This is a genomic window from Nocardia sp. NPDC050712 (assembly GCF_040654295.1).
GTDB lineage: Bacteria > Actinomycetota > Actinomycetes > Mycobacteriales > Mycobacteriaceae > Nocardia.
On record NZ_JBFAHT010000001.1, the window covers coordinates 918,336 to 941,571 of the forward strand.

The 23,236-nt window shown below is 69.9% G+C and carries 19 protein-coding genes and 1 pseudogene; 15 read left to right on the forward strand and 5 right to left on the reverse strand.

Annotation, left to right across the window (positions count from 1 at the left end; translation table 11 throughout):
• Positions 1-15: 15 nt before the first annotated feature.
• Positions 16-330, reverse strand: coding sequence for a hypothetical protein (locus tag AB0H76_RS04380; protein WP_357317221.1), 315 nt, complete (start codon positions 328-330; stop codon positions 16-18).
• 157 nt (positions 331-487) lie between these two features.
• Here AB0H76_RS04380 and AB0H76_RS04385 point away from each other — a divergent pair, with 157 nt between their 5' ends.
• The 8 genes and pseudogenes from AB0H76_RS04385 (at position 488) to AB0H76_RS04420 (ending at position 10,084) form a co-directional block, all read left to right on the forward strand.
• Positions 488-1,882, forward strand: coding sequence for a histidine kinase (locus tag AB0H76_RS04385; protein ID WP_357317223.1), 1,395 nt, complete (start codon positions 488-490; stop codon positions 1,880-1,882).
• 35 nt (positions 1,883-1,917) lie between these two features.
• Positions 1,918-2,571, forward strand: coding sequence for a response regulator transcription factor (locus AB0H76_RS04390; RefSeq protein WP_357320379.1), 654 nt, complete (start codon positions 1,918-1,920; stop codon positions 2,569-2,571).
• 48 nt (positions 2,572-2,619) lie between these two features.
• Positions 2,620-3,468 (forward strand): annotated as a pseudogene (locus AB0H76_RS04395) (serine/threonine-protein kinase); the annotation flags it as partial.
• 2,541 nt (positions 3,469-6,009) lie between these two features.
• Positions 6,010-7,149 carry an LLM class flavin-dependent oxidoreductase gene (locus AB0H76_RS04400; protein WP_357317226.1) on the forward strand — a complete coding sequence of 380 codons (1,140 nt, stop codon included), beginning with the start codon at positions 6,010-6,012 and terminating at the stop codon, positions 7,147-7,149.
• A 4-nt stretch (positions 7,150-7,153) separates the two neighbouring features.
• Positions 7,154-7,996, forward strand: coding sequence for an ABC transporter permease (locus AB0H76_RS04405; protein WP_357317229.1), 843 nt, complete (start codon positions 7,154-7,156; stop codon positions 7,994-7,996).
• Entirely contained in the window at positions 7,993-9,045 is a 1,053-nt protein-coding gene (locus tag AB0H76_RS04410) for a glycine betaine ABC transporter substrate-binding protein (RefSeq protein WP_357317231.1), read from the forward strand. Before AB0H76_RS04405 ends, AB0H76_RS04410 begins: the two co-directional genes overlap by 4 nt.
• The gene (locus AB0H76_RS04415) at positions 9,032-9,853 is read left to right on the forward strand and encodes an ABC transporter ATP-binding protein (protein ID WP_357317234.1); all 822 of its coding nucleotides are present in this window, start codon (positions 9,032-9,034) and stop codon (positions 9,851-9,853) included. The genes AB0H76_RS04410 and AB0H76_RS04415 overlap by 14 nt, the downstream gene beginning before the upstream one ends.
• A gap of 45 nt (positions 9,854-9,898) precedes the next feature.
• A complete protein-coding gene (locus tag AB0H76_RS04420; protein ID WP_357317237.1) occupies positions 9,899-10,084 on the forward strand; it encodes a hypothetical protein in 186 nt (61 codons plus the stop codon).
• On the opposite strand, the gene AB0H76_RS04425 is transcribed toward AB0H76_RS04420, so the two are convergent.
• The gene (locus tag AB0H76_RS04425) at positions 10,081-10,500 is read right to left on the reverse strand and encodes an ATP-binding protein (RefSeq protein WP_357317240.1); all 420 of its coding nucleotides are present in this window, start codon (positions 10,498-10,500) and stop codon (positions 10,081-10,083) included. The genes AB0H76_RS04420 and AB0H76_RS04425 overlap by 4 nt on opposite strands.
• 259 nt (positions 10,501-10,759) lie before the next feature.
• On the opposite strand from AB0H76_RS04425, the gene AB0H76_RS04430 reads away from it, so the two are divergent.
• The 6 genes from AB0H76_RS04430 (at position 10,760) to gatB (ending at position 18,142) form a co-directional block, all read left to right on the forward strand.
• Positions 10,760-11,962, forward strand: coding sequence for a SpoIIE family protein phosphatase (locus tag AB0H76_RS04430; RefSeq protein ID WP_357317243.1), 1,203 nt, complete (start codon positions 10,760-10,762; stop codon positions 11,960-11,962).
• Positions 11,959-12,969 carry a YdcF family protein gene (locus AB0H76_RS04435; protein ID WP_357317246.1) on the forward strand — a complete coding sequence of 337 codons (1,011 nt, stop codon included), beginning with the start codon at positions 11,959-11,961 and terminating at the stop codon, positions 12,967-12,969. Before AB0H76_RS04430 ends, AB0H76_RS04435 begins: the two co-directional genes overlap by 4 nt.
• A gap of 244 nt (positions 12,970-13,213) precedes the next feature.
• On the forward strand, positions 13,214-14,077 hold the full coding sequence (locus tag AB0H76_RS04440; RefSeq protein ID WP_357317249.1) for a hypothetical protein: 864 nt from the start codon (positions 13,214-13,216) through the stop codon (positions 14,075-14,077).
• Positions 14,078-14,130: 53 nt separating this feature from the next.
• Positions 14,131-15,165 carry an ATP-dependent 6-phosphofructokinase gene (locus tag AB0H76_RS04445; protein WP_357317252.1) on the forward strand — a complete coding sequence of 345 codons (1,035 nt, stop codon included), beginning with the start codon at positions 14,131-14,133 and terminating at the stop codon, positions 15,163-15,165.
• Between the two features lie 31 nt (positions 15,166-15,196).
• Entirely contained in the window at positions 15,197-16,576 is a 1,380-nt protein-coding gene (locus AB0H76_RS04450) for an alpha/beta fold hydrolase (RefSeq protein ID WP_357317255.1), read from the forward strand.
• Between the two features lie 54 nt (positions 16,577-16,630).
• Complete coding sequence (gatB, locus tag AB0H76_RS04455) at positions 16,631-18,142, forward strand: Asp-tRNA(Asn)/Glu-tRNA(Gln) amidotransferase subunit GatB (protein ID WP_357317258.1); 1,512 nt, start codon at positions 16,631-16,633, stop codon at positions 18,140-18,142.
• Positions 18,143-18,194: 52 nt separating this feature from the next.
• Here gatB and AB0H76_RS04460 read toward each other — a convergent pair whose 3' ends face one another.
• Complete coding sequence (locus tag AB0H76_RS04460; RefSeq protein WP_357317261.1) at positions 18,195-19,304, reverse strand: PQQ-dependent sugar dehydrogenase; 1,110 nt, start codon at positions 19,302-19,304, stop codon at positions 18,195-18,197.
• A gap of 240 nt (positions 19,305-19,544) precedes the next feature.
• Here AB0H76_RS04460 and AB0H76_RS04465 point away from each other — a divergent pair, with 240 nt between their 5' ends.
• A complete protein-coding gene (locus AB0H76_RS04465) occupies positions 19,545-20,375 on the forward strand; it encodes a DoxX family protein (protein WP_357317264.1) in 831 nt (276 codons plus the stop codon).
• 71 nt (positions 20,376-20,446) lie between these two features.
• Here the strand turns inward: AB0H76_RS04465 and ilvD are convergent, their stop codons facing one another.
• Both ilvD and AB0H76_RS04475 read right to left on the reverse strand, forming a co-directional pair.
• Entirely contained in the window at positions 20,447-22,288 is a 1,842-nt protein-coding gene (ilvD, locus tag AB0H76_RS04470; RefSeq protein WP_357317267.1) for a dihydroxy-acid dehydratase, read from the reverse strand.
• A 207-nt stretch (positions 22,289-22,495) separates the two neighbouring features.
• Entirely contained in the window at positions 22,496-22,954 is a 459-nt protein-coding gene (locus tag AB0H76_RS04475; protein ID WP_357317270.1) for a PH domain-containing protein, read from the reverse strand.
• Between the last annotated feature and the right edge of the window lie 282 nt (positions 22,955-23,236).

Here is a 23,236-nt window from a genome sequence, read left to right on the forward strand (position 1 = left end):
TCGAAAGTCTTGTTCTCAGCGCGCCAGGGCTCGGCCGGCGGTGCGCGGGGTGTGCGCATCGAGGACCGCGCGCAGCACCGGCTGCTCGGCGGCGAGTTCGAGATAGGCCTCGACGGCGGACTGGTCTCGGCTCAGCGCCTGCTCCAGCTTCACCTCGAGGTGGATCTTCCAGCGGTAGTACAGGGCTTGCAGCACCCCCGCGGGGCCGCCGAACAACCGGTGCAGTTCCGGGATCCCCGTGAACAGGTCGGGACTGGCCGGGTCGAGGGCCGCGCGGGTGAGCACGGTGTGCACGATCGCCGATCGTGCGTGCTGATCTTCCCAGGACATTGGCGTTGGCCTTCCGTGATTGGATGAATTCACGCTACGGCCGGCAACTACACCGTGTCGTCGTGCCGGAGCAGCGAATTCGGTTCCTACCGGGGTAGGAGAGAGCGACCTTTCCGGGCAGGATGTGCCGGGCCGCACCGGCCGCTAGCCTGGCGAGATGGATGTGACGCAGGCCATGGCGTCGTCGAGCGCCCGGTCGACGCCGCAGTGGGGGACCGAGTCGGCGCGGGAGCGGTTGCGGGCCTTGCGCAAGGACCCGGTGACCGTGCTCAAGCGCGCCATCGAGGAACTGCCCTACGACTATCCGCCCTCGGTCCTGCTGGGTGCCGAGCTGGCGCTGTTCGGGGTCTGCGTGGCGTCGGTTGTCCAGCGCTACGACTACATCGCCCAGCAGCCGCTGTGGCTGGTGCTGTGGGTCGCTATCGCGCTGTGGGCGCTGCTCGCGGTGCCGGTGTGTTATCTGTTCGCCGTCCCGCCCAGCCCCGCGATCCTGATGCCGCTGGCGATGGCCGCGACGGCCGGCCTGCTGATCAAACCCGTGATGGCGGACCTGGCGCCGTTCGTCCTGGTGGTGACGGTCGGCGAGGTGGCCTCGATCCTGCCCAAACGGTGGAGCGCGCTGTTCGCGGTGGCCGCGGCGGGTGAGCTGATCGTCTTCGACGTGGCCGGGCACCTGTGGTGGAGCTTCACCGAGGGTCAGCGGTTCATGGGCATGCAGATGTACCTGCTCGGCCTCGCGCTGGGCTGGATGGTCGGCGTGATGCTGCAATACCAGCGCAAATTCCTGTACCGGGAACGCGAGAGCCAGCAGATCCTGGCGATCCAGGCGGCCGACGAGGAACGCCGGCGGATCGCGCGCGAGGTGCACGACGTCATCGCGCACTCGCTCAGCATCACGCTGCTGCATCTCACCGGCGCCCGGCACGCCTTGCAGACCGATCGTGATGTCGACGAAGCGGTCTCGGCGCTGGTCGACGCGGAGCGCCTGGGCCGGCAGGCGATGGCCGACATCCGGCGGACGGTCGGACTGCTCGACGCCCGGCCCTCGAACCCGGTGCCCGAACCCGGCATCGGCGATATCGAGAGCCTGGTCGGCGATTGCGTGCGCGCGGGCCTGGACATTCGCTACGCCGGACCCGAGGATCTGAGCGCGGTCACCGCGGCGGTCGGGCTGGCGCTCTACCGGATCAGTCAGGAATCACTGGCGAACGTGGCCAAACACGCGCCCGGCGCGCGAACGTCGGTGCTGCTGCGGGTCGACGCGGCCACCGCGGCGCTCACCGTGTGCAACACACTGCCGGGCGACGCCGCCCCGCAGCGGGGGAAGGGGATGGGATTGACCGGAATGCGACAGCGCGCCGAACTGCTCGGCGGCCGGATGGCCGCGGGACCGACCGGCGAGATCTGGACGGTGCAGGTCGAATTCCCGCTGACCGCCCTGCGGAACTGCTGGGTGCCCGACGTCGTCGCCGAGGCCAGGACGGTGGCCCGCGAGAACTTCGGCGTGCTGGGTGTGGGCACCGCCGCGCCGGCGCCGCGGCCGGGCCTGTGACCACCGGCAACGGGGCCGGTGCCGACACCGTCGCGGTGCTGGTGGTCGACGATCAGGAGCTGGTGCGCGGTGGCCTGCGCCGAATCCTGCGCCGCCGCGACGGTTTCGTGGTCAGCGAGTGCGCCGACGGCGACGAGGTGGTCGCCGCGGTGTCCGCGGAGCGGCCCGACGTGGTCCTGATGGACCTGCGCATGAAACGCGTCGGCGGCATCGATGCCACGCGATTGCTGCGCGCCAAGGCCGGTGCGCCGCCGGTGCTGGTGCTGACCACCTTCGACGACGACCAACTGCTCTCCGGCGCGTTGCGCGCGGGCGCGGCGGGCTTCCTGCTCAAGGATTCGCCGGCCGAGGACCTGATCCGGGCCGTGCGCACCGTCGCGGGCGGCGGGGCCTGGCTCGATCCGTCGGTCACCGGGCGCGTCCTGTCGGCCTACCGCACCGTCCGCCCGGTGGTGGCCAAAGCGCACAGCCGGCTCTCCGAGCTGACCGCGCGCGAGTACGAAGTGCTCGAATTGATCGCCCGCGGCCGGGTGAACGGAGAAATTGCCAGGGACCTAGGCATCTCCGAGGTCACCGTGAAAAGCCATGTCGGACACATATTCGGCAAACTGGACCTGCGAGATCGGGCCGCCGCGATCGTCTTTGCGTTTGACCACGGGGTGGTCACCCCAGGAGAATCCTCTCCTTGACGGAACGCCGCGCCTGGCTCCGAACACAGGGCCAGGCAGGCGGCCGGGATGCGGAGGTTGTACGGCGTGGACGGACCTGGCTGGAGGGTCGGCAGTCGATTCGGGCCGTATGAGTTGCGCGCGCTGCTGGGCAAGGGCGGCATGGGCGAGGTCTACGAGGCCTACGACACCGTGAAAGAGCGCGTGGTCGCGGTCAAGCTGCTGCCCGAGGAGCTCGCCAAGGACCCCGTGTACCAGGTGCGGTTCCGGCGCGAATCGCAGGCGGCCGCACGGCTGGCCGAACCGCACATCATCCCGATCCACGACTGGGGCGTGATCGACGGCGTCCTGTTCATCGACATGCGCCTGGTGCCGGGATCGGATCTGCGCACCCTGCTGCGCGCGCAAGGGCCGATGGAGCCTGTACGCGCGATCAGCATCGTCGAGCAGATCGCGGCCGCGCTGGACGCCGCGCACGCCGACGGGCTCGTGCACCGCGACGTGAAGCCGGCCAACATTCTCGTGACCGAGGCGGATTTCGCCTACCTGGCCGACTTCGGCATCGCGCACACCGAGGGCGACGCGGCGGTCACCCAGGTGGGGATGGCCGTCGGGTCGTATGTGTACATGGCGCCGGAGCGCTTCGACGTCGGCCAGGTCACCGGCCGCGCCGACATCTACTCGCTGGCCTGCGTGCTGCACGAAGCACTCACCGGCGCAACGCCGTTCCCGCAGGCCAGCATGAGCGTGCTGATCCGCTCACACCTCACCGAGACACCGCCGCGCCCGAGCGCGGCCCGCCCCGGCGTGCCGCCCGCGATCGACGACGTGATCGCCCGCGCCATGGCCAAGGACCCGGTCGACCGCTATCAATCCGCCGCCGCGTTCGCGCAGGCCGCCCGTGCCGCGCTGGGTGCGCCCGTCGCGCCCGGCCCGAAATTCGTCGTGCACGCCCCGGACCCGTCCCGCTTCGGGCACAAGGACGCGACGGCCCGCAACGTCGTGGTGCCGCCGGAGGCGACGGGGGAGTTCTCGGTCATCCAGCCGCAGGCGGCGGCCGAGGTCAGCCTCACCGACTTCCACTTCACACCGCTGCAGCCGCTGCAATCCCAGGATCCCGCGGCCCCCGATACCGGCGCGCTGCCGATCCGCCCGTTCCCGGACGCGCACCTCTACGGCGGCGACGAGCAGTACCCCAGTGGACAGTTCGCCGCCGTCCCGATCACCGAGGCGCCGGTCACGGAGAAGTACGTGGCGCCCTACGGCTCCGAACCCCAGCCGTACGCGCCGCCGGAGGGTTACTCCGCGCCGCAGCGCTACCCGGAGCCCGAGGCGTTGTCGGAATCCGGCGGTTACTCGGAGCCGCACCGCGAACCGTCGTCGCAGGACTACGTGGAACCCGAGCGCGCCACCGGCCGCCAGGGTTATTCGGAGCCGAGAGGTTTCGGCGACCCGGTGTCCGAGTCGAACGTTGGCGGGTACGGGGAGCCGTCGGGTCCGGCTGGGCCACCGCGTGAACCGGAAACCCGGAGCTACTCCGAGTCGCACCCTTACGTGCCGCCGGCGAGCGAGCCGGAAACTCCGAGCTACCCGGAGTCGCAGGGTTACGTGCCGCCGTCGGGCGAGCCGGAAACTCGGAGTTACTCGGAGTCGCAGGGTTACGTGCCGCCGCCGAGTGCGCCGGAAGCTGCTTCCGCGCCGCGCGGTTACGCGAAGCTGCGGCGGGATCAGGAACCCCAGGCATACGCCGAGCCGCAGGGGTACGCGAAGCTGCGCCGTGAGTCCGAGTCGCGCCGTGAGTCCGAATTGCGGCGCGAGTCCGAAGCCGGCCGTGAGACCGAGGTTCGGCGGGAGACCGAGTCCCCGGGCTACTACGAGCCACGAGGGTTCGGTGAGCCGCGTCCAGATGCGGAGTCGCCGCAGCGCGAGGCTCCGGGGTATGCCGAGACGCGGCCTGCCACCGGTCCGCAGAGTTACTCCGCGCCAAGAGGTTTCGCCGCGACGCCACCCGAGTCGGAGTCCGCGGGTTTCGCTGAGCCAAAAGGTTTCGCTGAGACGCGCCCCGAGTCGGGCCGCGGGGGGCGCTCCGCGCCAAGGGGTTTCGACGAACCGAGAGGCGTCGGCGCGCCAAGGGGTTTCGAGGAGCCGAGAGGCGTCGGCGAGCCACGAGGATTCGACGAGCCACGAGGATTCGACGAGCCGCCAGGCGTCGGTGAGCCGCGAGGCGTCGGTGAGCCGCGAGGCGTCGGTGAGCCGCGAGGCGTCGGTGAGCCCAGAGGCGTCGGCGAGCCCAGAGGTTTCGAGGAGCCGCGAGGCTTCGGGGAGCCAAAAGGTTTCGAGGAGCCGCGAGGGTTCGGCGAGCCACGGGGATTCGGCGAGCCGCGATCCACTGCCGACCCGCAGGGCTACGAGGAGCCGCAGGCTTACTCGCAAGCCGGTTACGAGGAGCCGCAGGCCTACTCGGACGGGCGCTACGACCCGACCCAGGCCTACTCCGAAGCCCCGGGGCCGCAGGCCTATTCGGATTCGCCCTATCCGCCGCCCCGCGGGCGCGACACGGACCCGGGCCTGACCCCGGCGGCCCGCGCGTACCCGGTGGAGCCCTACGACGAGCAGTACCCCGAGGAGCAGTACGCGCCCGAGACCCGGCGCTACCCGGAGTACGCCGCGGAACCGGAGGGCTACCCGGAGTCGGACTACGACCGCCAGCGGGCGGCCGCGGACCCGTATGAGCCCGAGGCCCAGGCCTATTCGGACTACCAGGAGCCGCGCGGCGGCTACCGCCCGGACTACGACGAGGACCGCTATTCCTCGCGCGGCGGCGGTTACAACCGCGCCGAGGAGAATCCCGACGACGATCCGTATTACCCGCCGGCGTCGCGGGGTTCGGTCGTGATGCCGATCCTGGTCGGCGTGGTCAGCGTCGTGGTGGTCGCGGTCGCGGGCGCCATCGGCTGGCAGATGTTCGGCGCGGGCAACTCCCAGCCCGCCGCCGACGCACCGGCCGCCTCGGTCTCGGCGACCCCGGACGCCGTCGAGCCGGGAACACCTGCGCCGCAGCCGAGTTCGGCCAAACCGACCACCACGACCAGCGGCACCGCGGTGAAACTGCCGGACGGCGCGAAGCCGTGCTCCACGGGTGCGCCGACGGCCGCCAACGGTCGCGCGGCGACCGGCAGCGAGGTCACCAGTTGCCAGTTCGCCGAGGCGGTGCGCAAGGCCTACGCCGAGGCCGCCTCGGGCACCCGCGCACCCAGCTCGATCGTGGCGACCAGCCCGGTCACCGGCCGGACGTACACGATGAACTGTGCCACCCAGGGGCAGGTGGTGACCTGCAGCGGTGGTGAGAACGCGGTGGTCTACGTCTACTGACGCCGATCATCGAGCATTCGCCAATAGTTCGAATCCGCGCGATCCGATCCCTCGTCAGCGCCCGCGCCGCCGAGTTGGATCGGTCGAATGTCCCTCACCTTCCACTGGTTTCTGCCCACCAACGGTGACAGCCGCAATGTCGTCGGCGGTGGCCACGGTGCGAACGCGACGAGTTCGGCCGGTGACCGCCCGCCGAGCGTGGCCTACCTGAGCCAGATCGCGGTGGCCGCGGAGAACCTCGGGTTCGAGGCGGTGCTGACGCCGACCGGCGCCTGGTGCGAGGACGCGTGGCTGACGACCGCCATGGTCAGTCAGGCGACGAAACGCCTGAAGTTCCTGGTGGCGCTGCGTCCCGGCTTCCTCTCGCCGACCTTGGCCGCGCAGATGGCGAGCACCTTCCAGCGCCAGACCGGCGGCCGCCTGCTGATCAACGTCGTCACCGGCGGCGAATCCAGCGAACAGCGCTCCTACGGCGACTTCCTGGACAAGGAAGGCCGCTACCAGCGCACCGGCGAATTCCTCGAGGTGGTGCGCAAGCTGTGGGCGGGCGAGACGGTCAGCCTGGCCGGTGAGCACGTCCACGTCGACGGGGCGAAGCTGGCGCAGGTGCCGGATCCGGTGCCGGAGGTGTACTTCGGCGGCTCCTCGCCGATCGCGGGCACGATCGCCGCCAAGCACTCCGACGTCTACCTGACCTGGGGCGAACCGCCCGCTCAGGTCGCCGAGAAGATCGCCTGGATCCGCAAGCTCGCACAGCGCGAGGGCCGCACCGTGCGCTTCGGGATCCGGCTGCACGTGATCACCCGTGACACCGCCGAGCAGGCCTGGGCCGAGGCGGACCGCCTGCTGGCCGGTTTCGATCCCGCGGCTGTCGCCGAGATCCAGCAGTCGCTGGCGCGCAGCGAATCCGAGGGGCAGCGCCGCATGCTGGCCCTGCACGACGGTTCCAGCGCCTCGCTCGAGATCTACCCGAACCTCTGGGCCGGCATCGGCCTGGTGCGCGGCGGCGCGGGCACGGCGCTGGTCGGCAGCCACGACGAGGTCGCGGACCGGATCCTGGAGTACCACGACCTCGGCATCGACGAGTTCGTCCTGTCCGGATATCCGCATCTGGAGGAGGCGTACTGGTTCGGCGAGGGCGTGCTCCCGCGCCTGGCCGCGCGCGGCCTGTGGCGGCACCCCGACGCGCCGGTGGCGTATCGCGGTCTCGAAGTCGCGTCGTCGTAGTCCGATGACAGTGCTTACCGAAGGCGCTCCGGTCGAGACCGCGGCGCCGGCTCCGCGCCGCCGGATCCCGGTCGTGCGCATCGTCCTGCCGCTGTTGTCGGTGGCCGTCTTCCTCGCGGTGTGGCAGGCGGTGGCGGCGGCCGGGCTCTGGAACGAAACCTTTGTCCCGCAGCCGATCACGGTCTGGCGTGCGGCTGTCGACATGTCGAGCACGCACGACGGTGTGGTCGGCTACCAGGGTTATCTGCTCTGGGAGCACCTCTACATGACTCTGCGCCGCGTGCTGGCCGGCGTCGCGGTCGGTGTCACCCTCGGGGTGGCGCTCGGCGTCGCGATGGGCACCGTCGGCTGGCTGCGCAGCATTCTGGAACCCTGGCTCACCTTCCTGCGCACCCTGCCGCCGCTGGCGTACTTCTTCCTGCTGGTGATCTGGCTGGGTATCGACGAGGCGCCCAAGGTGACCCTGCTCGCGCTCGCGGCGCTGCCCGCCGCGGCCATCGCCACCACCACGGCGGTGGCGGCCGCGCCGATCGGACTGGTCGAGGCCGCCCGGGCGCTGGGCGCCTCACGCGCCCAGGTGATTCGCGACGTGGTGTTCCCGGCCGCGCTGCCGGAGACCTTCACCGGCGTGCGACTCGCGGTCGGCATGGCCTATTCCTCGGTGGTCGCGGCGGAGCTGTTCAATGGCCTGCCCGGTATCGGCGGCGTCGTGAAGGACGCGAGCAACTACAACAACACCCCTGTTGTGCTGGTCGGGATTGCCGCCATCGGCATTTCCGGTCTGGTGATAGACGGTCTGCTGCGTGCGGCCGAACGGCGCGCTGTGCCGTGGAGAGGAAAGATATGAGTTCCCAGAGGTTTCGGCCGCGCATCCTGCGTGCGGTCGCGGCGGCGGTGGCCGGTGCGCTCGCGTTCGGCGTCGCGGGCTGTGCCGTCGACCACTCCGGTTCCGATGACAGCAAGCCGACGATTCGCATTGCCTACCAGTCGTTTCCGAGCGGCGACCTGATCGTCAAGAACAACCGGTGGCTCGAGACCGAGCTGTCCGGCTACAACATCAAGTGGACGAAGTTCGACTCGGGCGCGGATGTGAACACCGCCTTCATCGCCAAGCAGGTCGACTTCGGCGCCCTCGGTTCCAGCCCGGTGGCGCGCGGGCTCTCGGCCCCGCTCAACATCCCGTACCAGGTCGCCTACGTTCTGGATGTGGCCGGCGACAACGAGGCGCTGGTGGCGCGCAACGGCACCGGCGTCGAGACGATCGGCGACCTGCGCGGTAAGCGCATCGGCACCGCCTTCGCCTCCACCGCGCACTACAGCCTGCTGGCCGCGCTGGACCGGAACGGGCTGAGCGCCAACGACGTCAAGCTGGTCGACCTCCAGCCCGCGGCCTCGCTCGCGGCCTGGGAGCGCGGCGACGTCGACGCGGTGTACACCTGGCTGCCGACGCTGGATCAGCTGCGCAAGGGCGGCAAGACCCTGATCACCAGCCGCGAGCTCGCCACCGCGGGCAAGCCGACCCTCGACCTCGGCGTGGTGTCCAAGGAATTCGCCCAGGCCCATCCCGACATCGTCGATATCTGGCGCAAGGTGCAGACCCGCGCCATCGACACGATCAAGAACCGGCCCGAGGAGGCCGCCAAGGCGGTCGCCGCCGAGATCGGCGTCACCCCGGCCGAGGCGGCCCAGCAGCTGGGCCAGGGCGTGTTCCTGACCAAGGCGCAGCTCACCTCCGGCGAATGGCTCGGCACCGAGGGCAAGGTCGGCGAGATCGCGACCAGCCTGCAGAGCGCGGCCGAATTCCTGGCCGGGCAGAAGCAGATTCCCGCGGCGCCGTCGTTGCAGACGATCAAGGACGGGATCTACGTCAAGGGCCTACCCGGTGTCCTCGACTAGGACTGTCGCCGAGGGGGTTACCGCGCCGAGCTCGCCGACGAGCCAGGGCAGCATCAGGATTCGGCAGGTATCGCATCGGTACGGCCGGGGCGGCGCCGCCGTCACGGCCGTCGGGCCGCTCGATCTCGACGTCCCGCCGGGTGAATTCCTGGTGCTGGTCGGCGCTTCCGGGTGCGGTAAGAGCACGCTGCTGCGGCTGATCGCCGGTTTCGAGACCGCGACCCAGGGCAGTATCGAGGTGTCCGGCACCGCGCCCGCGCCCGGCCGCACGGCGGGCATGGTGTTCCAGCAGCCGCGGCTGTTTCCGTGGCAAACCGTCGGCGGCAACGTCGATCTCGCGCTGAAGTACGCGGGGGTGCGGCGGGATCAGCGGCCCGCGCAGCGCGAGGAACTGCTGCGCCGGGTCGGCTTGGACGACACCGCGCACCGCCGGATCTGGGAGATCTCCGGCGGCCAGCAGCAGCGCGTGGCGATCGCCCGCGCGCTGGCCGCCGAGCACGCCCTGCTGCTGCTCGACGAGCCGTTCGCCGCGCTGGACGCACTCACCCGGGAGCGGCTACAGGACGATCTGCGCCGGGTCGGCACGGAATCTGGCCGGACCGCCGTCTTCGTCACGCACAGCGCCGACGAGGCGGTCTTCCTCGGGTCGCGGATCGTGGTGCTGTCCAAGCGGCCGGGGCAGATCGCCCTCGATCTCCCGGTCGACCTGCCGCGCACCGGTGTCGACGCGGACGAACTGCGGGCCGCACCGGAATTCGCGGCGCTGCGCCGGGAGGTGGGTCTCGCGGTGAAATCCGCGGCCGCCTGAGCGATCTGCCGATTAGCCTTCGGGTAGCGGGGTATTCGCGGACCTATGGCAGTCATTCATCGACCCAAGCACCGTGCCGGTGTCGAGTTCGGCGCGGCGCTGGCTCCCATCCAGACCGACCTGCTCGCCGGGTTCGGTGTCTTCCTGCGCTATTTCGCGACCTCGCTGACCTCGGTCAGCACCATGCTCATCGGCTTCACGCTGACGTTGTATGCCTGGCCCGCGCGCTAACGCGCGGCGGAGTCGCGGCTGTCGGTGGCCTGCGGCTCCGCGGCCGCGAGCCCCACGCGCAACTCGACCGTGGTGCCCTCGGTTCCGGTCCGCACGTCGAGCTGGTCCATCAGCGATCGCATGAGTTGCAGGCCGCGCCCGCGGTAGTCGTCCTGCTGTGCGGCGGGCGGGTCCCAGCGGCCGTTGTCGGAGACCAGGATCCGCAGCGCCCCGTCCTCGACCGCGGCTCGCAGCCGCACGATGCCGTCGTCGCGATCGCGGCAGCCGTGCTCGATGGCGTTGGCACACGCCTCGTCGGTCGCGAGCAAAATGTCGTAGGCCCGGCGCGCGTCGAGACCGCAGTCCGTGAGCCACTGGCGCAGCGCCTCGCGCGCGTCCGATAGGCGGGCCGGATCGGCCGGAAATGTCAGGTCCAAGGGGGCCGGCGTCGACGGATTCGTGATGTGTCACCTCCCTGCTCGAGCCCGGCATACCCGATTCCCGCGCTACCAAGCGGTTGCTGGTGATGTTGTTCGGAAGGATTAGGACGCGCGCGAGGGGGTACAAGATGCACGCATCCCCGTTCCACCCTGATCTGGGTAATATCTTCTCGCCTCTCGGTCCAAAAACTCGCCGATGAGCCGAGTTCGGCGTGCGCTCCTGCCGCCACCTGAGTGATCGGAGGCGGCGTTGTCGATGCGTGCCCGGGGAATGGCCTCGGTGCTGCTGGTCGAGGACGACCCCGGAGACGCCCTGCTGGTCGAGGAATTGGTCGCCGACGGTGCGCCCGGCCTGCGGCTGGAGTGGGTGCGGACCCTGGCCGAGGCCGGGGCCCGGCTGGCCGTGGGGCTGCCCGATTGCGTGCTGCTCGACCTGCACCTGCCCGACGCGCAGGGGCTGGACGCGCTGGCGCGGCTGCGCCGCTACACCGACCAGGTCGCCGTGGTGGTGATGACCGGTCTGGACGCGGAACAGACCGGCCTGGCTGCGGTGGCCGCCGGTGCGCAGGACTACCTGGTCAAGGGACGGGTCGAGCCCGAATTGTTCGGCCGCGCCGTCCGATACGCGATCCAGCGCAAGCAGGCCGAACGCACGACGGCGGAGTTGCGGCTGAGCAAGCTGCGCGCGGAGGAGAACGCGCGCCTGGAACGCGGGCTGCTGCCCACGCCGCTGCTGCGCGGGGAGCGGGTGGTGGACGTCGTCTCGCGCTACCGCCCCGGCCGCGACAACGCGCTGATCGGCGGCGACTTCTACGACGTCGTCCAGGACGCCGACGGCACGGTGCACGCGCTGATCGGCGACGTGTCCGGGCACGGCCCGGACGAGGCCGCGATCGGCGTCGGACTCCGGTTGGCCTGGCGCACGCTGGTTCTCGCGGGCATCACCGGCGTGCGGCAGCTGCGCCTGATGGAGGAGGTCCTGGTCGCCGAGCGCACCGGCGATAATTTCTTCGCGACGGTGACCACGCTGCGGGCCCGGCCCGGCGTGGACACGGTGCAGGTGCTGCGGGCCGGACATCCCGGCATGCTGGTGCGTTCGGCGGCCGGGACCGAGTGGGTGCATCCGCCCGGCGGCCCCGCGCTGGGCTTCCTGCCGGGGCGCGCCCAGTGGCCGCTGAGCGAGCTGGCCCTGGCCCCGGACGACGGGCTGCTGCTGCTCACCGACGGCCTGTTCGAGGCGCGCATCGACGAGCGGGGCCGCCGGCTCGGCGAAGACGGACTGCTGGCGCTGGCCAACAGCGTGGTGGCCCGCGGCGGCGCGGACTACGTCGACGAGCTGATCGGCCGGGTGGAGGTGGCCGCCGCGTCCAGCGGTGGGCTGGAAGACGACGTCGCGGTCGTGTTCTTGGCGGGGCTGCGGTCGGTCGGCGAAATCCGCACGCCTACAGTGTCGTCGTGATTTTCCTCACGGTCGGCCTCGTCCTGCTGGGAGTGTTCGCGCTGAGATTCCACGCGGATCGGCGGCGCATCAGCAACGGGGTCTGGCTGCTACTAGGTGTCACGGTGACCGGCGTGTGGATCGCCGGTTCCGGCGGTCAGGGCGACCTGGTCCGGACCCTGACGGGTGTCCTGGTGGTGCTGTCGCCGATCGCCGTGCTCACCTTCGCGGGGCTGCTGCTCGGCAACGGCCTGAAGATGATGCGCAACGAGGGCATGCGCATCGCCAACCTGCTCTCGATCGGCCCGGGGGTGGTGCTGACGGTGCCCTACGTGATGCTGGTCGTGGCCGTGGTCACCGGAAATCTCCGCTCGGTCCTGCTCTCCACGCTGGCAATGGCCCTGTGCTACATCGGATTCGTGTTCACCAGCTTCGTGCTGTACTCGCTGGTCTACGGCTGGATGCCGTACCGGCCGGGGATGGACGCGATCGTCGTGCACGGTTCCGGCCTGGTCGGCGCGCGGGTCTCGCCGCTGCTCGCCGACCGGCTCGATCGCGCGATCCACATCTACTGGGCCGAGATCGCCGAGGGCCGGCGGCCGGTGATCATCGCCAGTGGCGGCAAAGGCCCGGACGAGGCCGTACCGGAGGCGACGGCGATGGCGGAGTACATGATCGCGCGCGGCGTGCCCGAGGATTGCGTCGCCACCGAGCAGCGCTCCACCACGACCAGGGAGAATCTGCTGTTCGTCAAGCGCCTGCTCGGCGATCGCGGCAGCAAGATTCGAATGGTTCTGGTTACCAGCAATTTCCATGTGCTGCGCACCGCGATCCTGGCCCGGCGACTGGGCTTGGACGCCGAGGTCACCGGGGCGCGCACCGCTTTCTATTACCTGCCCAGCGCCATGTTTCGCGAGTTCGTGGCGGTCCTGGTCGCCTACAAGTGGACGAATGTCCTGGCCTGTCTGGCGCTCGCGGCGGTGCCGCTGGTGCTCGCCCTGGCAACCGGCGGGCTGGTGCATCGATAGCGCGCGAGCACGGGATGCGCCAAGGTTTTTGCGCACGAGCAGGGCGGCGCCGGGCAGTTCATCTAGTACGTTCTCTGGGATAGCGAGAAGAAGTTCTCGGGTGCGGTCGGCGGCGACCAACTACTGTTCGCCGGCTCCGGGCCCGGCCGCCCGGCGGTATCGGGCGGGTATGTGGAGGTGACCATGCTTGTTGACCACGCCATCGGCACCTGGCTGGGAGACAAGGACGATGTCTAGTAGCCGTGTGCGAAAGGCACTGGGCGGCAGTGTGTTCGCACTGCTCATGCTGACCTCCTGCGCGCAGGACGCCGGGACCGGCACCGCGGGCGAACCCACCACCATCACCCAGGCCGCGGCCCGCACCGAGCAGCAGAACCTCTCGATGACGGTGCCGGGCACGCTCGCGCACAGCTTCCAGCAGTTGCAGGCCGGGTGGCGCGGTCATCTCGGCCTGGCCGTCATGCCGGTCGGCGGCAGCCAGATGGTGGCCTTCGGCGACTGGTCCACCGGCCCGGCCTGGTCCACCATGAAGGTGCCGCTGACCCTGGCCGCGGTGCGCCGCAATCCGGCCAACGCCGGCTACAACGGGACCACCGCCATCACCCAGTCCGACAACGCCGCCGCCGACGCGCTGTGGCAGGCCCTCGGCGGTGCGCAGGAGGCGGCCAAAGCGGTGGAAGCCGTACTGCGCGAAGGCGGTGACACCAAGACCGTGGTGCCGGCCACCCGCACCCGCGCCGAGCATTCCTCGTTCGGGCAGGCGGAATGGTCGCTGGCCGAACAGGTCCGCTTCGCCTCCACCCTGCCGTGCCTGCCGCAGGCCTCGACCGTGCTGAACATGATGGCGCAGATCATCCCGGCTCACCGCTGGGGTCTCGGCGCGTTCAGCGGTGCCGAATTCAAGGGCGGCTGGGGCCCGGACGCCTCCGGGTCCTACCTGGTGCGGCAGTTCGGCGTGCTCGACACCGAGGTCGGTCAGATCGCGGTCGCCTTTGCGGCGCAACCGGATTCGGGCGCCTTCAACGACGGCATGGCCGCCCTGGACAAGATGGCGGCGCTGCTGAGCCAGCACCTGGACGAACTCGCCGGCGGTAAGTGCGCGGCCTGAACACCCAGGGGCGTGGCGAACACCGCCGGGGAAACGCTGGCATGATGGCGGCCATGCGTATCGGAGTCTTGACCGGAGGCGGAGACTGTCCAGGGCTGAACGCGGTGATCCGCGCGGTCGTTCGCACCGCGAACGGCCGCTATGGCGACGCGGTCGTCGGCTTCCAGGACGGTTGGCGCGGCCTATTGGAGGACCGCAAGATCGCCATCGCCAACGATGACCGCACCGATCGGCTGCTCACCAAGGGCGGCACCATGCTCGGCACCGCCCGCACCAACCCCGAGGTGCTGCGCGCGGGGCTCGGCCAGATCAAGCGCACCCTCGACGACAACGGCATCGAAGCGCTCATCCCGATCGGCGGCGAAGGCACCCTGACCGCCGCCAGCTGGCTGTCCGACGAGGGCGTGCCGGTGGTCGGCGTGCCCAAGACCATCGACAACGACATCGACTGCACCGACGTCACGTTCGGCCACGACACCGCGTTGAGTATCGCCACCGACGCCATCGACCGCCTGCACACCACCGCGGAATCGCATCAGCGCGTCATGCTCGTCGAGGTGATGGGCCGGCACGCCGGCTGGATCGCCATGCACGCCGGCATGGCCGCGGGCGCGCACCTCACCCTGGTGCCCGAGCAGCCGTTCGAGATCGACGAGGTCTGCGCCATGATCAAGCGCCGCTTCCAGCGCGGCGACAAGCACTTCATCTGCGTGGTGGCCGAAGGTTCCGCGCCCGCACCGGATTCCGGTTTCACCCTGCGCCAGGGCGGTATCGACGAGTTCGGCCACGAGCGCTTCACCGGTGTCGCCCAGCAGCTCGGCGCCGAAATCGAACGCCGCATCGGCAAGGAGGTGCGCACCACCGTCCTGGGCCACATCCAGCGCGGCGGCAGCCCCACCCCCTACGATCGCGTCCTGGCCACCCGCTTCGGCCTGCACGCCGCCGAAGCCGTGCACCACGGCCACTTCGGCCAAATGGTCGCCCTGCGCGGCACCGACATCGACCTCGTCCCCCTCTCCGAAGCCACCAAACAACTCAAGCGCGTCCCCCAGGACCGCTACCTGGAGGCCGAAGCCTTCTTCGGGTAGGCGCCGCCCACCCGTCGGTACTGTGGATGCCATGCGGAGCGGGCGACTGATCGCGTTGGTGCTGTTGGTGGTTGGTGTGCTGGTGGCCGGGTGCTCGGAGGAGTCGAATCCGCCGGACCCGACGATCGGGGAGTGGCAGGGGGCGATCGAGATTCCCGGGCAGCCCCTGCCGGTCGGGGTGACGTTCACCAAGGACGGCACCGGCACCATCGATATTCCGTTGCAGGGCACCGCGGCACAGCCGCTGAAAGATGTGAAGTCGAGCCGGGATGGCGTGGAGTGGGCCATTCCGGATGTGCCGGGTGATCCGAAGTTCAAGGGGCGCTACGACTCCGGGGCCGACAAGATCACCGGGGATTTCACGCAGTCCGGGCAGTCGTTTCCGCTGTCGATGCAGCGGGGCAAGGTCGCGCAGCTGAATCGGCCGCAGGAACCCAAGCCGCCGTACCCGTATCAGTCGGAGGACGTCGGCTACAGCAACGGGGCGATCAAGATCGCGGGCACGTTGACCAAGCCGCAGGGCAACGGTCCGTTCCCCGCGGTGCTGCTGATCACCGGCAGCGGGCCGCAGGATCGCAACGAAGAACTGATGGGGCACAAGCCCTTCCTGCTGCTCGCCGACACGCTGACCCGCGCGGGCTACGCGGTGCTGCGCGCCGATGATCGCGGCGTCGGCGGGACCGGCGGCAAGCTCGACGACGCGAACTACGACGATCTGGCCGCTGACGCCGCCGCCGGAGTGAGCTTCCTGCGCGGGCGCGCCGACATCGACAAGAACCGGGTCGGCCTGCTCGGGCACAGCGAAGGCGGCTACCTCGCGCCCAAGGTCGCCGCGAAGCCGGACAGCGGCGTCGCCTTCGTCATCTCGATGGCGGGCCCGTCGGTGGCCGGTCGCGACGTCTTGATCGAGCAGAACCGGGTGATCCTCGCCGCGGGCGGCGCGACCCCGGAAGAGATCGAGACCCAGGTGCGCTACGTCTCCGACTGGTCGGACTTCCTGGCCAAGGGCCTCCCGGCCGCCGCCAAGCAGATCCAGCTGCGGCACAACCGGACGCTCCCCGCCGACCAGCAGCAGTCCGAGGCCGCCATGGACGCGATGAACAGCCGGTACATGGCCGCCTTCCTGGCCTACGACCCCGGCCCGGACCTGTCCGCGCTGCGCATCCCGGTCTTCGCCTTCTACGGCGACAAGGATTTGCAGGTCCCGCCCGCGCAGAGCGCGCAGCGGATGCGCGAGGTGCTCGCGGCGAACCCCGACCAGACGGTGCGCGTCTACCCCGGGCTCAACCACCTGATGCAGCCCGCGCCGACCGGCCAGCTCAGCGAATACACCACCATCGAAACGACCATCGCACCCGAGGTACTGACCGACATCACCGGCTGGCTGACCCAGCGTTTCCCGCCGAAGTAGCGTCAGCGCGATCCAGCTTGGGCCGCCCCGACCGCCTTACATAGGATGGTCGCCATGAGTGCAGCCACGGTCGAGTTGATGGATTATGCCGACGTCCTCACCCGCTACGAGCCGGTGCTGGGCATGGAGGTCCACGTCGAGCTGTCCACCGCGACCAAGATGTTCTGCGGGTGCCCCACCGAATTCGGCGCCGAGCCCAATACCCAGGTGTGCCCGGTGTGCCTGGGCCTGCCGGGCTCGCTGCCGGTGGTGAACGAGAAGGCCGTCGAGTCCGCCATCCGGATCGGTCTCGCGCTGAACTGTTCGATCACCCCGTGGGGCCGGTTCGCGCGCAAGAACTACTTCTACCCGGACCAGCCGAAGAACTACCAGATCAGCCAGTACGACGAGCCGATCTGCGGCCCCGGCCACCTCGATGTGCTGCTGGACGACGGCAGCACCTTCCGCGTCGAGATCGAACGCGCGCACATGGAGGAGGACACCGGCAAGTCGCTACACGTCGGCGGCGCGACCGGTCGCATCCACGGCGCCAGCCACTCGCTGCTCGACTACAACCGGGCCGGTGTGCCGCTGATCGAGATCGTCACCAAGCCGATCGAAGGCGCCGGCGAACGCGCCCCCGAGGTGGCGCGCGCGTATGTGACCGCGCTGCGTGAGGTGCTGCGCTCGCTCAACGTCTCCGACGTGAAGATGGAACAGGGTTCGCTGCGCTGCGACGCCAACGTCTCGCTGATGGAAAAGGGCGCCAAGGAATTCGGCACCCGCACCGAGACCAAGAACGTGAACTCGCTGAAGTCGGTCGAGGTCGCGGTGCGCTACGAGATGCGCCGCCAGGCCGCGGTGCTCACCGCGGGCGGCACGATCCTGCAGGAGACCCGCCACTTCCACGAGACCGACGGCTCCACCTCGCCCGGTCGCGTGAAGGAGACCTCCGAGGACTACCGCTACTTCCCGGAGCCGGACCTGGAACCCGTCGCGCCCGACGCCGACTGGATCGAGACCCTGCGCGGCACCATCCCCGAATACCCGTGGCTGCGCCGGACCCGGCTGCAGGCCGACTGGAACCTGTCCGACGAGGTGTTCCGCGACCTGGTCAACGTGGGCGCGCTGGATCTGATCATCGCCACGGTCGACGCCGGCGCCTCGGTGGACACCGCCCGCGCCTGGTGGGGCAACTCGCTCGCGGCCACCGCCAAGGACCGCGAGGTCGCCCTCGCCGAGCTGCCGATCACCCCGGCCCAGGTGGCCGAGGTGATCAAGCTGGTCGAGGCCAAGACCATCAACAGCAAGGTCGCCAAGCAGGTCGTGGACTTCGTCCTCGCGGGCGAGGGCGAACCGGCGCAGATCGTCGAGGCCAAGGGTCTGGGCATGGTGTCCGACGACTCCGCGCTGCAGACCGAGGTGGAGAAGGCGCTCGCCGCGAACCCGGACATCGCCGAGAAGATCCGCTCCGGCAAGGTGCAGGCCGCCGGCAAGATCGTCGGCGATGTCATGAAGGCCACCCGCGGCCAGGCCGACGCCGCCCGCGTTCGCGAACTGGTCCTGGCAGCCTGCGGCGCCAGCTAGCTACGACACGAAAAAGGCGTCCCGCGTGCGCGCGGGACGCCTTTCGCGTCTGCTAGTCCGGCGTGCCGCCGCCACCCGAGGGCGGCGGGATCTTCACCACGCGGTCGTCGAACGGGCCGTGGTTGTCGTCGTTGTTGACCGTGGCGACCCAGATCGCGCCGTCGCTGGCCCCCGCGGCACCGCCGAGGCGGCCGTACTTGTCCTGGTTGGTGAGTGCCGGTTGCGTGGTGATCGCGCTGGTCTGCTTGTCGACCTCGGCGATCGCGAGCGCCTTGCCGTTCGTCATCGCGATCGCCACCATCTCCAGCCCCGCCGCACAGCCCGCGACGCCGGGATGATCGGGCCAGGTCCACCCGGTGCTGACCGAGCCGTCCCGGGCGATGCGCTGCAACCGGTCCTCGGTGGCGGTGCGGTCGGTGACCCAGGTGCTGTCCGCGCCGTCCCAGCACAGATCGCCGCCCATGCCGAGCCCGGACAGCACGACCTCGGGGGTGGCGCCCGGCGCTGGCGACTTGATCCGCAGCACCTTGCCTGCCAGCGACGCCGGGTTCGCAGCGAGCCCGGGATTGCCGGCGTCGCCGGTCTTGACCAGCAGATCGGTCGGCGAGATGAACTCGAGTGCACCCTGATTGCCGGTGGCGCTCTTGGGGATTCCGGTCAGGATGTCCTTGGCCTGCCCGCCCTCGGAGATCCGCACCACCCGGTTGTCGGACCCGGTGGTGATGAACGCGTACAGCAGGCCGTCCTCGTGGAAGGTGGGGGAGAGCGCCAGATCGGTGATGCCGCCGTCACCGGAGGCGTCCACGTCGATCTTGGCGACTTCGACCGGCGGCACCTGCGGATCGCTCTCGCCGACGGGCACGGTCCGGAGGATGCGGCCGGTGCGCCGCTCGGCGACCAGTGCGCTGTCACCTAGGGCGATAATGCCACCGGTGGAATCCAGGCAGGTGCTGATCACGGCCGGATCCGGGTCGATGCACGGCCCCTCCGGGCGGGGCGGCGGCTTCTGGGTCGACTTCGGCGCCTTGGGGTTCGCGGGCGCGAAGGTGGGTTCGGGTGTGAACGGGCTGGCGGCGGAATCGTCGAAACGCGCACAGCCGACCAGGAGGACCGAGCCGAGCGCCAGACTCAGGGCGACGCGGCCCGCGACAACCAAACTCATGGTAGTGACGTTACGGAAATACCGTCGCCTGCGCTGCTTCCGGGTCGGTGTTGTCGCGATCCGGGTCTCGCGCGCGTAACAGCGTCGCGCGCGACACGCTGGGATTGACACGCCGTCACGGGTAAGTCTCCCGCCGAACGATCGTGCGGCATATGGTATGCCCGTGAGTGAGCGCAGTGAGCGAACCATGGAGGCAGCACCGCCACCCTCGGCGGCGCTTATCGGGAGCGAGGTGCGGTCGTGACAGACAAGCCCAAGGAACCTACCGGTGATCCCGACGCGACGGCCACCGGCCGCGGCGTGAGCAGCCCCTACGATTCGCCGACCGGGCAGTTCCCGCGCGTCGGCGGCGGCCCCGAACTGCGCAAGGACGTGCCCCGCACCGACGAGGAACTGGGCCTGGATCCCGACGTTCCCACCGTCGGCGAGCAGGCCGGCCAGACCCCGCCCTACTCCTACGCCAGCATTCCGCCCGCCGCGGCCGCCCCGGGCACGCCCAGCTCCGCGCTGCGCCGCCGTGCGGCCGAAAACCGGCGCGGCACCCTGGATTTCGGTCTGTTCCTGCTGCGCCTGACCGTCGGCGGCACCTTCATCTATCACGGCTTGCAGAAGCTGACCGGCTGGTTCCACGGCCCCGGCCTGGACGGCACCCGCGACATGATGACCGGCGGCGGCTGGGATCACGCCACCCTGGCCTCGATCCTCGTCACCACCGGCGAACTGCTCGGCGGTGTGCTGCTGGTGCTCGGCCTGGCCACCCCGCTCGCCGCGGGCGCGGTGCTCGCCGTGATCATCAACGCCTGGCTGTGGAAGCAGGGCATGATCCCCGGCTTCCAGTACAACGCGGGCACCAAAAGCGGCGTCGAACTGGACAGCGTCCTCACCGGCGGGGCCGCGGCGCTGCTGCTGACCGGCCCCGGCCGCTGGTCGCTGGATCGCAGTCGCGGCTGGGCCACCCGCCCGGCCTGGGGCACCTTCGTGGTGCTGCTGCTGGCCGTGGCCGTGGCGATTCTCACCTACTGGTTCCTGCACGGCGGCAACCCGCTGACGGGCATCGGCCCGTTCGACTAGGCCCCCGAATCGAACAAACGCCCCCTCCGGCCGGAGGGGGCGTTTCTCGTTCTCGACTGCGCTGCTGCCGATTACGGCACGTAGCGGACCGCGCCCTTGTCGGCCGAGGTGGCCAGCGCGGCGTAGGCGCGCAGCGCGGTGGTCACCGGGCGCTGCCGGTCGACCGGCTGCCAGGGCCGCTCGGAGGCGTCCATCTTGGCGCGCCGCTCGGCCAGCACCGCGTCGTCGACCAGCACCTCGAGCGCCCGGGAGGCGACATCGATGCGGATCTGGTCGCCGTTCTCGATCAGGCCGATCGCGCCGCCCGCACCCGCTTCGGGCGACATGTGCCCGATCGACAGGCCGGAGGTGCCGCCGGAGAAGCGGCCGTCGGTGATCAGCGCGCACTTCTTGCCCAGGCCCGAGCCCTTCAGGAACGCGGTGGGGTGCAACATCTCCTGCATGCCCGGCCCGCCCTTGGGGCCCTCGTAGCGGACCACGATCACATCGCCGGCCTTGATCTTCTTGCCGAGGATCGCCGAGACCGCCTCCTCCTGGGATTCGACCACCACGGCCGGGCCCTGGAAGGAGAACAGATCCTCCTCGATGCCCGCGGTCTTGAGGATCGCGCCGTCGGGAGCGATGTTGCCGCGCAGCACGACCAGCCCGCCCTCGACGGTGTAGGCGTGCTCCTTGTCGCGGATGCAACCGCCGGCCGCGTCGGTGTCCAGCGAGGACCAGCGGTTCTCGGTGGAGAACGGCTCGGTGGTGCGCACGCCGCCCGGGGCCGCGTGGAACAGCTCGAGGGCTTCCTCGGACGCCTTGCCGGAGCGGATGTCCCAGGTGTCGAGCCACTCGTCGAAGCTGCGGGTGTGCACGGTGGAGACGTCCTCGTGCAGCAGGCCCGCGCGGCGCAGCTCACCCAGGATGGCGGGGATGCCACCGGCCCGGTGCACGTCCTCCATGTGGTAATCCGAGTTCGGCGAGACCTTGGACAGGCAGGGCACCCGGCGGCTGATCTCGTCGATGGTGGTCAGATCGAAGTCGATCTCACCCTCCTGCGCGGCGGCCAGGGTGTGCAGCACCGTATTGGTGGAGCCGCCCATCGCCACGTCCAGCGCCATCGCGTTGCGGAAGGCCTTCTCGTTGGCCACGTTGCGCGGCAGCACCGAGGCGTCGTCCTCGCGGTACCACTTGTTGGCGATGTCGACGATCACCGAACCGGCCCGCTGGAACAGCGCCCGCCGGGCCTCGTGGGTGGCCAGGGTGGAGCCGTTGCCCGGCAGCGCCAGGCCGAGTGCCTCGGTCAGGCAGTTCATCGAGTTCGCGGTGAACATGCCCGAACAGGAACCACAGGTCGGGCACGCGCTGCGCTCGACCTCGTCCAGCCCGGCATCGGAGACGGCCTGGTTGGCGCTGGCGGAGATCGCCACGACCAGGTCGGTCGGCGCCTGCGCGACGCCGTCGACGACCACGGCCTTACCGGCCTCCATCGGGCCGCCGGAGACGAACACGGCGGGGATGTTGAGCCGCATGGCGGCGTTCAGCATGCCGGGAGTGATCTTGTCGCAGTTGGAGATGCAGACCAGGGCGTCGGCGGTGTGCGCGTTGGCCATGTACTCGACCGAGTCGGCGATGATCTCGCGCGAGGGCAGGGAGTACAGCATGCCGCCGTGGCCCATGGCGATGCCGTCGTCGACCGCGATGGTGTGGAATTCGCGCGGGACGCCGCCGGCGGCGCGCACCGCCTCGGCCACGATGTCGCCGACGTCCTTGAGGTGCACGTGGCCGGGAACGAACTGGGTGTAGGAGTTCGCGATGGCGATGATCGGCTTACCGAAATCGGAGTCGGTCATACCGGTGGCGCGCCAGAGTGAACGGGCGCCTGCGGCATTGCGGCCGACGGTGGTGGTGCGTGAGCGAAGCGGTGGCATGGCTGGATCCTCGAGAGGTCGCGGGGGCTGATGTGCGACGGCGCAGCTGGGAGCCGGGACCCGCGAAGGGTGTCGCGGGTGCCGGCGGTGTCATCGGGGAGTGCCCGAAACGGCTCGGCCGAAGCTCGCTGATCGCGAAGCTTCGCCCAGTCTAGCGAGCCGGTCGCAGCGAATATTCCGCGGTTTGCGCTGGGATCCGGCGTCTCACTATTTGGAAGTGTCTGCTTCGTCACTTTCCGCCGCCGCGGCGGCCTCGGCCGCCTTGCGCTCCTCGTATTCGCGCACCTCCGCGTCCCGGGCGGCGGCGAACAGGTCGGGGATGCGGCCCTGCGACGCCTCGATCAGATCGCGCAGCCGGTCGTAGCCGACGGCGGGCAGCTTCACCTGGGAGTCATCGCTCAGGTGCGCCCGCACGTAGCCGCGCTTGGGCACCGAAACGCCTTTGAGCTCCGCCCAATCGATGTGCCGCGAACCGCGGACGGTGCGCAGGTCCAGGCCCGCCTCCGACACCCGCGTCTGCGTGCGCTCGATCCACCACGCGACGCCGAACGGCAGCAGCAGCAGCCACCACAGCCCGATCGGCCAGCCCGCGAAGAAGAAGAAGACGCAGAAGAACAGCACGACCACCGCTAGGTAGGTCGTCTGCGGAATCCGAATAACCTTCACTTCGGACCCACCCGTGGCGGGTTCCGCAGCGGAGGTGTGGGACGATTTAGCCGGTGGCACGGACTGATGCGGTGATGACACACCACCATCCTCGCATCCTGGTGAATGGACACAAGCAACCGCACTGTCTCACATAATGAGACGCCACGAGTCAGAAGTTTGACTCACCGGTTCACGCCCGCATAACGTCGTCCGCGTGAATCCAAACGAGCTTCTCGTAATCAGCCGGCGCGTCCAGCGTTGAGCTTGACTCCCTGAGTCGACTACGAAGCTCGCGTTGCG